14 protein-coding genes are annotated in these 13988 nt (G+C 60.5%); 6 read left to right on the top strand and 8 right to left on the bottom strand.

From position 1 onward, the window contains the following. Window positions 1–121: 121 nt before the first annotated feature. Complete coding sequence (locus ACSFE6_RS23290; protein ID WP_435429783.1) at window positions 122–667, bottom strand: twin-arginine translocation pathway signal protein; 546 nt, start codon at window positions 665–667, stop codon at window positions 122–124. Between the two features lie 28 nt (window positions 668–695). Further along, complete coding sequence (locus ACSFE6_RS23295) at window positions 696–2126, bottom strand: coniferyl aldehyde dehydrogenase (RefSeq protein WP_435429784.1); 1431 nt, start codon at window positions 2124–2126, stop codon at window positions 696–698. A gap of 146 nt (window positions 2127–2272) precedes the next feature. On the opposite strand from ACSFE6_RS23295, the gene ACSFE6_RS23300 reads away from it, so the two are divergent. Together ACSFE6_RS23300 and ACSFE6_RS23305 are read left to right on the top strand one after the other, a co-directional pair. Next, window positions 2273–2947, top strand: coding sequence for a TetR/AcrR family transcriptional regulator (locus ACSFE6_RS23300; protein ID WP_435429785.1), 675 nt, complete (start codon window positions 2273–2275; stop codon window positions 2945–2947). A 58-nt stretch (window positions 2948–3005) separates the two neighbouring features. Then, window positions 3006–3860 (top strand): sulfurtransferase, encoded by an 855-nt coding sequence (locus tag ACSFE6_RS23305; protein WP_435429786.1) that lies wholly within the window; start codon window positions 3006–3008, stop codon window positions 3858–3860. 108 nt (window positions 3861–3968) lie between these two features. Here ACSFE6_RS23305 and ACSFE6_RS23310 read toward each other — a convergent pair whose 3' ends face one another. The 6 genes from ACSFE6_RS23310 to ACSFE6_RS23335 are packed head-to-tail and all read right to left on the bottom strand — an operon-like array spanning window position 3969 to window position 9521. After that, a complete protein-coding gene (locus tag ACSFE6_RS23310; protein ID WP_435429787.1) occupies window positions 3969–4799 on the bottom strand; it encodes an AraC family ligand binding domain-containing protein in 831 nt (276 codons plus the stop codon). Between the two features lie 3 nt (window positions 4800–4802). After that, entirely contained in the window at window positions 4803–5801 is a 999-nt protein-coding gene (locus ACSFE6_RS23315; protein WP_435429788.1) for a hydrolase, read from the bottom strand. A 60-nt stretch (window positions 5802–5861) separates the two neighbouring features. Beyond that, window positions 5862–6470 (bottom strand): 16S rRNA (guanine(966)-N(2))-methyltransferase RsmD, encoded by a 609-nt coding sequence (gene rsmD, locus ACSFE6_RS23320; RefSeq protein WP_435429789.1) that lies wholly within the window; start codon window positions 6468–6470, stop codon window positions 5862–5864. Beyond that, window positions 6470–7960 (bottom strand): M16 family metallopeptidase, encoded by a 1491-nt coding sequence (locus ACSFE6_RS23325; protein WP_435429790.1) that lies wholly within the window; start codon window positions 7958–7960, stop codon window positions 6470–6472. Before ACSFE6_RS23325 ends, rsmD begins: the two co-directional genes overlap by 1 nt. Then, a complete protein-coding gene (locus ACSFE6_RS23330) occupies window positions 7953–9308 on the bottom strand; it encodes a M16 family metallopeptidase (protein ID WP_435429791.1) in 1356 nt (451 codons plus the stop codon). Before ACSFE6_RS23330 ends, ACSFE6_RS23325 begins: the two co-directional genes overlap by 8 nt. A 39-nt stretch (window positions 9309–9347) precedes the next feature. Beyond that, window positions 9348–9521: a hypothetical protein gene (locus tag ACSFE6_RS23335; protein WP_435429792.1), complete on the bottom strand. Its 174-nt coding sequence runs from the start codon at window positions 9519–9521 to the stop codon at window positions 9348–9350. 130 nt (window positions 9522–9651) lie between these two features. Here ACSFE6_RS23335 and ftsY point away from each other — a divergent pair, with 130 nt between their 5' ends. The 4 genes from ftsY to rpoH all read left to right on the top strand — a co-directional run bounded on the left by ftsY (window position 9652) and on the right by rpoH (window position 13805). Beyond that, window positions 9652–11151 carry a signal recognition particle-docking protein FtsY gene (gene ftsY, locus ACSFE6_RS23340; RefSeq protein WP_435429793.1) on the top strand — a complete coding sequence of 500 codons (1500 nt, stop codon included), beginning with the start codon at window positions 9652–9654 and terminating at the stop codon, window positions 11149–11151. Further along, complete coding sequence (ftsE, locus tag ACSFE6_RS23345; RefSeq protein ID WP_077046069.1) at window positions 11148–11819, top strand: cell division ATP-binding protein FtsE; 672 nt, start codon at window positions 11148–11150, stop codon at window positions 11817–11819. Before ftsY ends, ftsE begins: the two co-directional genes overlap by 4 nt. Beyond that, window positions 11816–12838: a permease-like cell division protein FtsX gene (ftsX, locus tag ACSFE6_RS23350; protein ID WP_435429794.1), complete on the top strand. Its 1023-nt coding sequence runs from the start codon at window positions 11816–11818 to the stop codon at window positions 12836–12838. The genes ftsE and ftsX overlap by 4 nt, the downstream gene beginning before the upstream one ends. Before the next feature lie 112 nt (window positions 12839–12950). Then, window positions 12951–13805 carry an RNA polymerase sigma factor RpoH gene (gene rpoH, locus ACSFE6_RS23355; RefSeq protein WP_047534555.1) on the top strand — a complete coding sequence of 285 codons (855 nt, stop codon included), beginning with the start codon at window positions 12951–12953 and terminating at the stop codon, window positions 13803–13805. Window positions 13806–13988 lie beyond the last annotated feature (183 nt).

A 13988-nucleotide genomic window follows, 5' to 3' on the forward strand; every position in this document is an offset into this window, starting at 1 on the left:
CTCTTATTATTTTGGGTTCGGTGGTGAGGCAACTGGCGCCTTCGCGGGCAAGCCCGCTCCCACAAAGTGCAATGCAATCCCCTGTGGGAGCGAGCCTGCTCGCGAATGGGGCGATACGGTTTCAAACCGCAGGCGGTCCCGGATACCCACAGTGCGCCCACGATTCCTTGCGCCCGTACCAGGCCATCATCACCAGTTGCACCAATGAGCTGTGCCCCATGCGCAACAGACTCAGCGAACTGTTCTGCCAGCGATCGAGGAAGTGCCGGATATCGTCGGCGCTGGCGTTTTCCCAACTGCCCCAAATGCCGGTCAGCGGCCCGCGTGTCACGGCCATGCCCAACACGTCGAACAATTGCCGGGTCAACTTGAGCATTTCCGGCGACAGGTGATCGAGATTGTTATCCAGGCTTTTCAGGGTGCCTTCGACGGCGCTGGGTAGACGATCCACGGCCACGGCGCCGTCAAGCATTACCGGGATCAGTGCCCGCAAAAACAGCAGGTCAGCGCTGCGCAGCGCCGCGAAACCGTTGGCGGCAGTGCTCGACGAACAACCGCTGAGACTTGCTCCCAACCCGGCTGTGGCGAGAAAGGCGCTGGCACCGAGGCTGAATTTGAGCAGGCCGCGCCGTGACAGCGCGGGAGTATCGGACAGGCTTGGGCTCATTATTGTTTTTACCCGATGGCGTTGAGCGTTAGCGGATGAACAGTTTCTGGATTAGTTTCTGGATGGATTTGCCGTACGGCGGGTAGATCAGTTTCGCCGCGTTGAAACGCTGTTTGATCAGCACGCCCTTGGCCTTGCTGAAGGTCAGGAAACCCTCATGACCGTGATAGTGGCCCATGCCCGAGGCACCGATACCGCCGAACGGCATGTCGTCCTGGGCGACGTGCAGCAGCGTGTCATTCAGGCAAACACCGCCGGAATGGGTTTCATGCAGCACACGCTGTTGCTCGCGCTTGTCGTAGCCGAAGTAGTACAGCGCCAGTGGCCGAGGGCGCTGGTTGATGTAGGAAAACGCTTGATCCAGATCCTTGTACGGCACGATCGGCAGCAGCGGGCCGAAGATTTCGTCCTGCATCACGGTCATGTCATCACTGACATTGAGCAGCAGGCTATGCCCCATGCGACGGCCCTGACCCTGTTCGTACAGCGGGACCAACAGCGCGCCTTTGCTGGTGGCGTCGCTGATGTAGCCGTTGAGTCGCGCCAGTTGCCGGTCATTGATGATCGCGGTGTAGTCCGGGTTATCGGCCAGCGTCGGATAAAAGCCGTGAACTGTCTGGCGATAAGCCTCGACGAACGAACCGACACGGTCCTCCGGCACGAGGACATAGTCCGGTGCCACGCAGGTTTGGCCTGCGTTGAGGGTTTTGCCGAAAGCGATGCGTTCGGCGGCATCCTTGAGGGGCACGTCACGGGACACAATGGCCGGGGACTTGCCGCCCAGTTCCAGGGTGACCGGGGTCAGGTTTTCCGCCGCGGCGCGCATCACGTGCTTGCCGATGCTGGTGGCGCCGGTGAACAACAAATGATCGAAAGGCAGCTTCGAAAAAGCCATGCCGATATCCGCTTCACCCAGTACGACGCACACCAGGTCTTCGGGAAAGATTCGTCCCAGCAAATCCTTGAGCAGCAAGCCGGTAGCGGGGGTCGATTCGCTCAGTTTGAGCATGACCCGGTTACCGGCCGATAGCGCACCGACCAGTGGCCCGACGGCCAGGTACAGCGGGTAGTTCCACGGCACAATCACCCCGACCACCCCCAGCGGCTGGTAAACCACTTTGGCCGAGGCCGGCTGGAACGCTGCGCCGACCTTGCGCCGCGACGGCCGCATCCAGCCCTTGAGGTGCCGGCTGGCGTAATGGATGCCGTGCAGGCTGGGCATCAGTTCGGCGAGCAGGGTTTCATCGGCGCTGCGGTGGCTGAAATCCTGGCTGATTGCATCGATCAGGGGCTGGCGTTCGTTGTTCAGCATGTCGCGCAACGCTTTGAGCCATTGTTGGCGCTGGGCCGCCGGTGGCATGGGGTTGGCGGCGTAGGCTGCACGTTGTGCATCAAACAGGGCTTGAAGTTCTTCCAGAGGACGCTGCAGATCTTGCAGGTAGGAGATTTCGGCAGTCATGGTCAGCTCCGGATTTATTGTAATTAGGCACTTTTTAGAGTCTATGCTCTAGAATGTCAAATGACTTCCTGGCGCGACTTGGTTTTATCCCTGTCCGGATAGGTCGTAAGATGCCCGTCAACGCACTCTGAATTTAAGCTCAAGCCATGGCCCCACGAATAAAAACCAGCGAGCGCATCGTGCAAAACAGCCTGGAGCTGTTCAACCAGCAGGGCGAGCGCAGCATCAGCACCAACCACATTGCTGCCCACATGGAAATTTCCCCGGGCAACTTGTACTACCACTTCCCTAACAAGCAGGCGATCATCGCCGTGCTGTTCAGCGAGTACGAAAGCCTGGTGGACAGCTTCCTGCGTCCGCCCCAGGGGCGAGCGGCAACGGTGGAAGACAAGCGCTTCTACCTCAAGGAATTGCTGTCGGCCATGTGGCGTTACCGGTTTCTGCATCGCGACCTCGAGCATTTGCTCGACAGCGATCCGGACCTGGCGGCGCGCTATCGTCGGTTTTCCCAGCGTTGCCTGATCCAGGGCACGCATATCTATGAAGGCTTCGTCGATGCCGGAATCCTGAAAATGGATCGGGTGCAGATCGAATCCCTGACCCTCAATGCCTGGATCATCCTCACGTCGTGGGTGCGTTTCCTGTGCACCACCCGGGAAAACTCCAGCCACCTCAGCGAGCAGGCGATCAAGCGCGGGGTTTATCAGGTGTTGGTGCTGGAGGCCGGCTTCGTTACCGATCAGGCGCGCAATGCGGTTAACGCTTTGTTCGAAGAGTTTTACGTACCGCTGGCCCAGGCGCTGGAAGAAGTGGCCAGCTAGCCGACGTGAATGGAAAAGTGCAGTAGGATCGACCCCGGTTTAATCACAGGAGCCCGTTATGCCCATTGCGCAATTGATCAGCCCGCAAGCGTTGGACCTGAAAAAGGAGCAGCCGGGGCTGGTGATTCTGGATTGTCGTTTTGCCCTCGAAGACCCCGATTACGGTCAGCGCAGTTATGCCGAGGGTCATATCGCCGGGTCAAGCTTCGCCGATCTCGAACGTGATTTGAGTGGCAAAGTGGTCAAGGGCGTGACCGGACGTCATCCGTTGCCCGAGCCGGCCGGTTTGATCGAGCGCCTGCAAGCCTGGGGCATCAACAACGACAGTGAAGTGGTTTTGTATGACGACGGTCCGGGCGCCTACGCGGCGCGGGCCTGGTGGTTGCTGGCCTGGTTGGGCAAGCGTGAGGGCGTGTTCATTCTCGACGGCGGGCTCAAGGCCTGGCACGCGGCGGGTTTGCCCTTGAGCCTTGATCCTCCGCACCTGGAGCGGGGCAGTTTTTCGGGGGCGCCGGACAACACATTGATCCTCAATGCCGAACAGCTGCACAAGCGTCTTGGCCAGCCCGAGCTGACCTTGCTCGATGCTCGCGCCTTGCCGCGTTTCAAAGGCGAAGTGGAACCGATCGATCCGATTGCCGGACACATTCCCGGCGCGCAATGCGCAGCGTTCACCGACAACCTGGGCAGCGACGGTCGATTCTTGCCAGTCGATCAGCTCAAGCAGCGGTTTGCCGCGAAACTGGGGAACCGCTCGCCAGATGATCTGGTGGCGTACTGCGGTTCTGGCGTGACGGCCTGCCATAACCTGTTTGCCTTGTGTCTGGCGGGTTATCCGCTGGGTTCGCTGTATGCCGGGTCGTGGAGCGAGTGGATCAATGATCCTGCGCGCGGGATCGCCACCGGCGGCTGATCGCCGCGCCCCCTGTAGGAGCGAGCTTGCTCGCGATGGCGGCGCCAAAGTCGACATCGTCGTTGAATATGATGGCCTCATCGCGAGCAAGCTCGCTCCTACAGGGGGTCAAGACAGGCGTGCGTTCCGATACGCCCCCGGTCCCACCCCATACACCTGCTTGAACTGCCGGCTTAGATGACTCTGATCGGCAAACCCCAACTGTGTCGCCACCTCCAGCGGCAAGCATCCCCCCTGCAACAAGGCCCGCGCCCGGGCGATGCGCTGTTGCATCAACCAAGTGTGTGGCGGCATGCCTGTGGCGCGACGAAACACCCGGGCGAAATGGAACGGCGACAGGTTCACTGCCGCCGCCAGTTCCTCCAGCGAAGGCGGCGCCGCCAGTTGCGCGTGCAGCAGTTCCTTGGCGAGTGTCACCGCGCGATGTTCCTTGCCCGGTTTGCCGGCATCCGCAACGGCCGCGTGACGCTGCAACAGCGACAGCGTGAGTTCGCGCCAAGCCGTCTGCTGTTGCAGCGCGGTGGTCGGACTTTCCAGCAAACGGTGCAATTGACAGAAGCCGTTTACCAGGTCCGGATCGCGGTACAGCGTGGCGCCAAAGGCCGGCAGGTGGTGGGTCGGCAATTCGAGTTCGGCCAGCAATGAAAGGATCTGGTCGGTGTCTGGATAAAACGCTCGATACAGCCAGCCATCCTCCGTGCCTTTGTGGCCGGTATGCAGCTCATCCGGGTTGATCAACACCAGCGTACCGCTGCCCGCCAGATGCTCGGCACCACGATAGCGGTAGCGCTGAGCACCGGCCATGATCATGCCAATGACGTAGCCGTCATGTACGTGGGGAGCGAAGCGGTGATCGATGTAACGTGCCGACAGCAATTCGATGCCGGCCAACGGTGCCGTTTGCCAGAAGTGGATAGATTCGCCTTGATCGATGCTCATGGCTTAGGCCCGACCCACGGTGGTCAGCCATTGGGGGATGCGCCGTTCCAGGTAATAACCCGGTTGCCTGACCGAGCCGTCGACAAACCCGACGTGCCCGCCCCTGGCTTGCAATTCAAATTGTGTGCAGGGGGACAGCTCATCGACATGCGGCAGGCTGTGGGGGAAAACGAAGGGGTCGTCGGCCGCTTGAATGATCAGGGTCGGCGTACGAATTTCCCCAAGGAAGTAGCGGCTCGACGCGCGGCGGTAGTAGTCCTCGGCATCGATGAAACCGTTCAGTGGTGCGGTGACCCGGCCATCGAAATCCCAGAACGTACGCATATTTTCCAGCGAACCCAACGCCGCCAATGCGGCCAGGCCATCCTCGCGTCCGTCGTGCTGGAACTGGCGTTGTTTGTTCTTGATATAAGCCAGCATCTCGCGCATGAAATGCGCCTGATAGACCTTGGAAAAGCCCTGTCCGATCCGGTCGGCGCACTGGTCGAGACGAAATGGCACCGACACCGCCACCGCACCGAGTACGCCGCTACCTCTGCCGGTCTCGCCCAAATGCTTAAGCAGGACATTGCCACCCAGGGAGTAACCGACCGCATACAGTGGGGCGAGAGGCCGTTTGGCCCGTAGGTGCTGGATGGTTTCGGCAAGGTCTTCGCTGGCGCCGGAATGGTAGCTGCGCGGCAATAGATTGGGTTCGCCGGAACAGCCGCGCCAGTTCAGCGCGACACTGGCCCAGCCCCGATCACCCAGGGCTTTTTGCATTCCGGCCACGTAAGGCGAATTCGATGAGCCGGTCAGCCCGTGCAGCACCAGCACCAGCGGCGCATCGACGCTGTGGGGGCCGTGCCAGTCCAGGTCGAGGAAATCGCCATCTTCCAGCCATAAGCGCTCACGCTCGCGTTCGATGTGGGTGGTCTTGCGCCATAACGGCCCCCACAAGGTCTGCAAGTGTGGGTTGCCGAGGCCGAAGGCGGGGACGAAGCGTTCTGACGGATGGGACACGATTGTTCTCGGAGCAGTGGCGCACGCCTTTGGGAAGTGCGCCGTATTCAAGCCGGTTGATCAGCCGGCGATCTCTGCCATACGTTGCCACAAGGAATAATAGACCTGCCCGGATTTTTGTTCCCGGTGCAGACGCCAGTTGCCCGGCAGGCCGAGCGTCGATGGCGCGGTTTCGCTTTCGGTGTACACCCAGGCGTCTTCGGCCAGCCACTGGCGCTCTTCGAGCAGCTTGCACACGACGGGCAGCAGGTTCTGGTGGAACGGCGGATCGAGGAACACCAGGTCGTAAGCTGTTGCCGATTGGGTTTCCAGATAGCGCAGGGCGTCGGCGGTCTGGACCTGGCCGGTGGTGCAGCGCAGTGTGCCCAGGTGTTCCTTGAGGCTGGACACCGCCAGGCTGCTGGCATCCAGCGCCTGTCCCATGGCTGCGCCACGGGACAAGGCTTCAAGGAACAGCGCGCCGCTACCGGTGAACGGATCGAACACCTTGGCACCGGGAACGTAGGGCGCGAGCCAGTTGAACAGGGTTTCACGCACCCGGTCCGGCGTCGGGCGAAGGCCCGGGGCGTCGGGGAAGCTCAGTTTGCGGCTGCGCCATTCCCCACCGATGATGCGCAACTGGTTGACGCCGTTGTGCACGGGTTTCTTGGATCGCGATTGAGTGGCCATTAATGCTCCGGAACCCCGAGCGGTTGCTCGGCAGGTTTATCAGTAGGGGCCGGTAACGGCTTTTGCGGCACGGTCGGGCCAGCGCTGACGATGACCATTTTGTCCGTGCTCAGGTGTTTGTTCATGGCCGCTTTGACCTGCTCGATGGTCAGGTTCTGGGACTGTTGCATGAAGTCCTCCAGATGACTCAATGGCAGATTGTAGAAGCCAATCGCGCCCAACTGGCCAACGATATCCGCGTTGCTGGCAGTGGACAGCGGGAAGCTGCCGGCCAGTTCACGTTTGGCATCGTCCAGTTCTTTTTGGGTCGGACCGGTCTTTAGGTAGTCGGCCAGGACGTCCTGTACCAGCTTCAGGGTGCCTTCGCTCATTTCGGCGCGAGTCTGCAGATTGATCATGAACGGACCGCGCGCCTGCATCGGGGTGAAGCCCGAGTACACGCCATACGCCAGACCGCGCTTTTCGCGCACTTCGCTCATCAACCGCGTGCCGAAACCGCCGCCGCCGAGGATCTGGTTACCCATGGACAGTGCCGCGTAGTCCGGGTCGTCGCGGTCGATGCCCAGTTGCGCGAGCATCAGGTTGGTCTGCTTGGACGGGAACTCGATGTGACCGATGCTGGCCTTGGGCTCGCTCGGCTGGGCGATTTTCGCCAGGGCCGGCCCCTTGGGCAGGGCGGCGGATACCTGTGCGGCAATGGCTTCGGCTTCTGTGCGGGACAAATCGCCCACCAGCGCAATCACCACGTTTCCGGCCGCATAGGCTTTCGCGTGGAACGCCCGCAACTGCGCCAGCGTGACCGCCGGAACGGTTTTCGCCGTGCCATCGCTGGCATGGGCGTAGGGATGATCGCCATACAGGCGGTTCATCAATTCAAGGCTGGCCAGTTTGCCGGGGTTCTGTTTCTGGTATTCGAAGCCGGCGAGCATCTGGTTCTTGATGCGGGTAAACGAGTCGGCGGGGAAGGTCGGTTTGCCGACCACCTCGGCGAACAGCTTCAACGCAGGCTCGCGCTTGTCCACGGCACTGAGGCTGCGCAGGGACGCAACGGCCATGTCCTTGTAGGCACCGTTACCGAAATCGGCGCCCAGGCCTTCGAAGCCTTGGGCGATGGCGCTGACATCCTTGCCGGTCACGCCTTCGTTGAGCATGGCGTTGGTCAGCAATGCCAGGCCAGGGGCGTCGCCATCCTGGCTGCTGCCGGCGGCAAAGATCAGGCGCATGTCGAACATCGGCAGTTCGCGGGCTTCGACGAACAGCACCTTGGCGCCTTCGGCAGTGCTCCAGGTTTGCACGTCGAGCTTGCGACGGCTCGGCGCCTTGCCGTTGAGTTCGGTCAGCGATTGCAGCTTCTGGCTGGCCTTGGCCTTGTCCAGGGCTTCGCTGGCACTGGATTCGCCAGTCCTGGAGAAATAAAACGCAGCCGATCCGATCAGGGCGACCGCGATCAGGCTGAACACGGCCAGGCGTGGCTTTTTACGATCACTCATGAGTCGTCTCCTCCGGCAGAACATGGGCGACGCTGAGACGTTCGCGGGTGAAATACAGCTTGGCGGCTTTCTGGATATCTTCCGGTGTCACGCTTTCCAGTTCGGCGAGTTCGGTGTCCATCAGTTTCCAGGACAGGCCGACGGTTTCCAGTTGGCCGATGGCGGTGGCTTGGCTGGTGATCGAGTCACGTTCGTAAACCAACCCGGCGATGACCTGCGCGCGCACCCGTTCCAGCTCTTCAGCCGACGGCGCGGTGGTTTTCAACTGTTCCAGCAGTTTCCACAAACCGGCTTCGGCCTGTTCGATGGTTTTCTTTTTCTGGCTGTTGGGCGTTGCCGACAGGGTGAACAGGCTGTCGCCTCGGGTGTAGGCGTCATAGCTCGACGAACCGCCGGACACCAACTCTTCGCCACGCTCCAGTTGTGTCGGGATGCGTGCGCTGTAGCCGCCGTCGAGCAGGGCCGAGATCAGGCGTAAGGCATTCACCGAGCGCTTGTCTTCAGCGGTGGCGATGCTCGGCACGTTGAACGCCAGCATCAGGCTCGGCAGTTGGGTCTTCACGTGCAGGGTGATCTTGCGCTCGCCGGGTTCGGCCAGTTCCAGCGGAATCTTCGCCGAAGGCACGTCGCGTTTTGCGATTGGACCGAAGTAACGTTGGGCCAGGGTCTTGACCTCATCTGGCGTCACGTCGCCGACCACCACCAGGGTGGCATTGTTCGGCACGTACCAGGATTCATACCAGCGGCGCAGTTCTTCGACTTTCATGCGGTCCAGGTCCGCCATCCAGCCGATGGTTGGCGTGTGGTAGCCGCTGGCGGGGTAGGCCATGGCCTTGAAGCGCTCGTAGGCCTTGGACATTGGCTTGTCGTCGGTACGCAGGCGTCGTTCTTCTTTAATGACTTCGATTTCCCGGGCGAACTCGTCAGGCGGCAGGCGCAGGCTGGCCATGCGGTCGGCTTCCAGTTCGAAGGCGACGCCCAGGCGGTCACGGGCCAATACCTGGTAATACGCGGTGAAGTCATCGCTGGTGAAGGCGTTCTCTTCGGCGCCGAGGTCGCGCAGGATCAGCGACGCTTCACCGGGGCCGACTTTCTCGCTGCCTTTGAACATCATGTGTTCAAGGGCATGGGACAAGCCGGTTTGACCCGGCGTCTCGTAGCTGGAGCCGACCTTGTACCAGACCTGAGAGACCACCACCGGCGCACGATGATCTTCGCGCACGACGACCTTCAAGCCGTTGTCGAGGGTGAATTCATGGGTGGGTTGCGGATCGGCAGCCAGGGCCGAAAGGGGCAGACAAACTGTGCTGAGCAGCAGGCCTGCGGCGCGGCGGGCTAGAGCATTCATTCGTTTTTAAACCTGTTGGGCTGCCCGCTTGGTCTTAGCCTAGGCGGGCGAGGAGGTGCTAGGATACTGATCCGTTTTACTGGCGGCCACGCCTATCAGGCCTTTGCGTTTGATCAGGTTGTATGGGTTTTCGGCAGAAAGCTGGGATTTATCAACTAAACTCTGCTTTTTCACCGATTTTGCCGCTTTAGTCCTTCGTGAAATCGTTTCCATGGGGTGCTGCTTGCACCTCGACAAAATGTTGCGCGTGAACAAGCTGGGTCAATTGCAGTCTGTTCTGCATCGAATTTTTATTTGCCGGGGCGCCCGTTGGCGCGTCGCTACCGTGAGATAGCCGTCCTCCATGTTTGGTTCCAACGACGACAAGAAGACCCCAGCTGCGGCTGGCGAGAAAAAAAGCCTGTTCGGATGGCTGCGCAAAAAGCCGCAGGAACCCGTCGTCGAACAGCCACAGCCACTTCCTGAGCCAACACCCGCGCCGGTGGTAGAAGCTGAACCGGCGCCGGTTGTGTTTCCCAATGTCGAGCCAGTGCAGCCGCCGGTCGTCGAGCTCGTTAATAACGTTGCAGCGGAGTTGCCACTGGCTCCGGTCGCCGAGCCCTGGCTGACCTTGCCGGTGGCGGAAGAGCCGGTGGCCCTGGTCGAAGACGAGCAGGCGCCGCACGTGACACCGCCGATTCCTGCGCCCACGGCATTCGCGCCGGCGCCGGTTCAGGCGCCAAGTATTGAGCCGGTTGTCGCACCCGTTGTGGTGGCTGAACCTGCGCCGGTTGTTCCGGAGCCGATCATTCCTGCGCCAGCCGCTCCGGTTGTTCAGGCGCCGTCGCCAGTGCCGGTTGTCGCTGCTCCTGTCGTCGCCGTCGAAGCGCCCATCGAGAAGCCTGTCGAGCCACCGCGCACCGAAGAAACCAAAGCCGGTTTCTTTGCCCGTCTCAAGCAAGGCTTGTCCAAAACCAGCGCCAGCATCGGCGAAGGCATGGCCAGCCTGTTCCTGGGCAAGAAGGCCATCGATGACGATCTGCTTGATGACCTCGAAACCCGATTGCTGACCGCCGACGTTGGTGTCGAAGCGACGTCGGTGATCATCCAGCGTCTGACACAGAAGGTTGCACGCAAGGAACTGGCCGACTCCGATGCGCTGTACAAATCCTTGCAAGGCGAGCTGGCGGCGATGCTCAAGCCCGTCGAGCAGCCGCTGAAAATCGTCTCGCAGAGCAAGCCGTTCGTGATTCTCGTGGTCGGCGTCAATGGTGCCGGCAAGACCACTACCATCGGTAAGCTGGCGAAGAAGCTGCAGCTGGAAGGCAAGAAAGTCATGCTGGCCGCCGGTGACACCTTCCGCGCCGCCGCGGTCGAGCAGTTGCAGGTCTGGGGCGAGCGCAACAAGATCCCGGTCATTGCCCAGCACACCGGTGCCGACTCGGCTTCGGTGATCTTCGACGCCGTGCAGGCCGCCAAGGCCCGTGGCATTGATGTGCTGATCGCCGACACCGCTGGCCGCCTGCACACCAAAGACAACTTGATGGAAGAGCTGAAAAAGGTTCGTCGGGTGATCGGCAAGCTCGACGCCGATGCGCCGCACGAAGTGCTGCTGGTGCTCGACGCCGGCACTGGCCAGAACGCCATCAACCAGGCCAAACAGTTCAACCAGACTGTCGAACTGACCGGCCTGGCATTGACCAAGCTCGATGGCACCGCCAAGGGCGGGGTGATTTTCGCCCTGGCCAAACAGTTTGGCCTGCCGATCCGCTACATCGGTGTCGGTGAAGGCATCGACGATTTGCGCACTTTTGAAGCCGAACCCTTTGTCCAGGCACTGTTTGCCGAGCGGGAGCGTTCATGATTCGTTTCGAACAGGTCGGTAAACGCTATCCGAACGGTCACGTCGGCTTGCATGAGCTGAGCTTTCGAGTCCGTCGGGGCGAGTTCTTGTTTGTTACCGGGCATTCCGGTGCCGGTAAAAGCACCTTGTTGCGCTTGTTGCTGGCCATGGAGCGCCCGACCAGCGGCAAGCTGCTGTTGGCAGGGCAAGACTTGAGCACTATCAGCAACGCGCAGATTCCGTTCCTGCGCCGACAGATCGGCGTGGTGTTCCAGAATCACCAGTTGCTGTTCGATCGCACCGTATTCAACAACGTCGCACTGCCGCTGCAGATCCTTGGCTTGTCCAAGGCCGAAGTCGCCAAGCGCGTGGATTCGGCCCTGGAGCGCGTGGCGTTGTCGGACAAAACCGATTTGTATCCCGGCGACCTGTCCACCGGTCAGCAACAGCGCGTCGGCATCGCCCGCGCCATCGTTCACCGTCCGGCCTTGCTGCTGGCGGACGAGCCGACCGGTAACCTCGACCCGCGTCTGGCAGCAGAAATCATGGGTGTGTTTGAAGACATCAATCGCTTGGGCACCAGCGTACTGATCGCCAGTCACGACCTGGCCCTGATCGCCCGCATGCGTCACCGCATGCTGACCTTGCAGCGCGGCCGATTGATTGGCGATGGGGAGGCCGGCGTATGAGTGCGACACGCAGTCCAAAGGTTTCCGAGCGTGTGGCGCCGAAAGCCGCCGATCCGCAACCGACCAAGAAAAAGCACGACGACGATGATGGCCCGGACTTCGCCACGCTGTTCCGTGCCTGGGTCGAGAGTCATCGCGCCAGTCTGTTGGACAGTTTGCGTCGACTGGGCAAGCAACCGATCGGCAGTTTTTTCACCTGCATGGTGATGGCGGTTGCCCTGAGCCTGCCCATGGGTCTGTCACTTTTGCTAAGTAACGTCGAGCGACTTGGCGGGTCCTGGCAGCGTGCGGCGCAGATTTCCCTGTACCTGCAACTCGAAGCGAGCCCGACCGAGGGTGAGGCGCTTCGCGAGCAGATCAAAGGCATGCCCGGTGTGGCGGATGCGGAGTATGTTGGTCGGGATCAGGCGCTGGAAGAGTTTCAGCAGCAGTCCGGTCTGGGCGAAGCACTCAAGGAGCTCCCGGAAAACCCACTGCCTGGCGTCGTGCTGGTAACGCCAAAAGAAGTCGACAAGTCGGCGCTTGAAGCATTAAGACAAAGACTTTCCGAGCTTCCGAAGGTACAGCAGGCGCAACTTGATTTAGTCTGGGTCGAGCGTCTGGCAGCGATCCTCAAGCTGGGTGACCGATTTGTCTTCGGTCTGACCGTGCTTCTGGTTTCTGCATTACTTTTGGTGATAGGCAATACCATTCGTCTTCATATTGAAAACCGCCGCACAGAGATAGAAGTGATTAAACTTGTCGGCGGCACTGACAGCTATGTGCGCAGGCCCTTCCTTTATATGGGCGCGCTTTATGGCTTTGGTGCGGGGATTCTTTCCTGGGGCGTATTGGCGTTCGGCCTGGACTGGCTGAACGACGCGGTAGTGGGGCTGGCCGGTTTGTACGGCAGTGATTTCGCACTGGCTGGCGTGCCGGTAGCCGATGGTCTATCTCTCTTGCTTGGCGCGGTGCTGTTAGGGTATATCGGTGCATGGATTGCAGTCGCTCGCCACCTGAGGGAGCTTGCGCCAAAGTAATATCATTTTGCTCGTATTGACCTTTCAGTTTTTGTGGGAACTTGTTTCGCGGTTTCCGGTCAATTTTCGCAGTGCTTAACTGCACGAGTTTGTAAGTCGGAGGTTTTTTCGTATGACCAATTCTTTGCAGCCTGCATATGCTCTGGTCCCGGGTGCGAACCTGGAGGCCTATGTGCACACGGTGAACAGCATTCCATTGCTGACGCCGGAGCAGGAGCGTGAACTGGCCGAGAGTCTCTATTATGAGCAGGATCTTGAGGCGGCTCGGCAGATGGTGCTCGCCCACCTGCGTTTTGTCGTACACATCGCCCGTAGCTATTCCGGCTACGGTCTGGCTCAGGCTGACCTGATCCAGGAAGGTAACGTTGGCCTGATGAAGGCTGTGAAGCGCTTTAACCCGGAGATGGGCGTGCGCCTGGTGTCCTTTGCCGTGCACTGGATCAAGGCTGAAATCCACGAATTCATCCTGCGCAACTGGCGGATCGTGAAAGTCGCAACCACCAAGGCCCAACGCAAGCTGTTCTTCAACCTGCGCAGCCAGAAGAAGCGTCTGGCCTGGCTGAATAACGAGGAAGTCCATCGCGTGGCGGAAAGCCTCGGCGTGGAGCCGCGGGAAGTGCGCGAGATGGAAAGCCGACTGACCGGTCATGACATGGCCTTCGACCCGGCTGCCGAAGCCGACGACGACAGCGCTTTCCAGTCGCCGGCCAACTATCTGGAAGACCACCGGTACGACCCGGCCCGTCAGCTGGAAGACGCGGACTGGAGCGACAACTCCAACCACAACCTGCACGAAGCACTGGAAGTGCTGGACGATCGCAGCCGTGACATCCTCTACCAGCGCTGGCTGGCAGAAGAAAAAGCCACGCTGCATGACCTGGCGCAGAAGTACAACGTGTCGGCCGAGCGTATTCGCCAGCTTGAAAAGAGCGCGATGAACAAGCTCAAGTTGTCGATTGCCGCATAACCGGCGAAATGGCCATAAAAAACGCCTCGATCAGTGATCGGGGCGTTTTTGTTTGTGTCCGTGATTCCGACACGACTCTAAACCACTGTGGGAGAGGGGGGGGGGGAGGGGGGGGTGGGGGGGGTGGGGGGGGGGGTTGGGGGGGGGTCGATTTTTTTGGCTAATCTTTTTCCCCCCCCCCCC

The organism is Pseudomonas baetica (assembly GCF_051216495.1).
Taxonomy (GTDB): domain Bacteria; phylum Pseudomonadota; class Gammaproteobacteria; order Pseudomonadales; family Pseudomonadaceae; genus Aquipseudomonas; species Aquipseudomonas baetica_B.

Bases quoted from the DNA above. Each gene is read 5' to 3' on its own strand.
- ftsY (WP_435429793.1), top strand. From the start codon at position 9,652: ATGTTTGGTTCCAACGACGACAAGAAGACCCCAGCTGCGGCTGGCGAG.
- ACSFE6_RS23295 (WP_435429784.1), bottom strand. From the start codon at position 2,126: ATGACTGCCGAAATCTCCTACCTGCAAGATCTGCAGCGTCCTCTGGAA.
- ftsE (WP_077046069.1), top strand. From the start codon at position 11,148: ATGATTCGTTTCGAACAGGTCGGTAAACGCTATCCGAACGGTCACGTC.
- rpoH (WP_047534555.1), top strand. From the start codon at position 12,951: ATGACCAATTCTTTGCAGCCTGCATATGCTCTGGTCCCGGGTGCGAAC.
- ACSFE6_RS23290 (WP_435429783.1), bottom strand. From the start codon at position 667: ATGAGCCCAAGCCTGTCCGATACTCCCGCGCTGTCACGGCGCGGCCTG.
- ftsX (WP_435429794.1), top strand. From the start codon at position 11,816: ATGAGTGCGACACGCAGTCCAAAGGTTTCCGAGCGTGTGGCGCCGAAA.
- ACSFE6_RS23325 (WP_435429790.1), bottom strand. From the start codon at position 7,960: ATGAGTGATCGTAAAAAGCCACGCCTGGCCGTGTTCAGCCTGATCGCG.
- ACSFE6_RS23330 (WP_435429791.1), bottom strand. From the start codon at position 9,308: ATGAATGCTCTAGCCCGCCGCGCCGCAGGCCTGCTGCTCAGCACAGTT.
- ACSFE6_RS23300 (WP_435429785.1), top strand. From the start codon at position 2,273: ATGGCCCCACGAATAAAAACCAGCGAGCGCATCGTGCAAAACAGCCTG.
- rsmD (WP_435429789.1), bottom strand. From the start codon at position 6,470: ATGGCCACTCAATCGCGATCCAAGAAACCCGTGCACAACGGCGTCAAC.
- ACSFE6_RS23335 (WP_435429792.1), bottom strand. From the start codon at position 9,521: ATGGAAACGATTTCACGAAGGACTAAAGCGGCAAAATCGGTGAAAAAG.
- ACSFE6_RS23310 (WP_435429787.1), bottom strand. From the start codon at position 4,799: ATGAGCATCGATCAAGGCGAATCTATCCACTTCTGGCAAACGGCACCG.
- ACSFE6_RS23305 (WP_435429786.1), top strand. From the start codon at position 3,006: ATGCCCATTGCGCAATTGATCAGCCCGCAAGCGTTGGACCTGAAAAAG.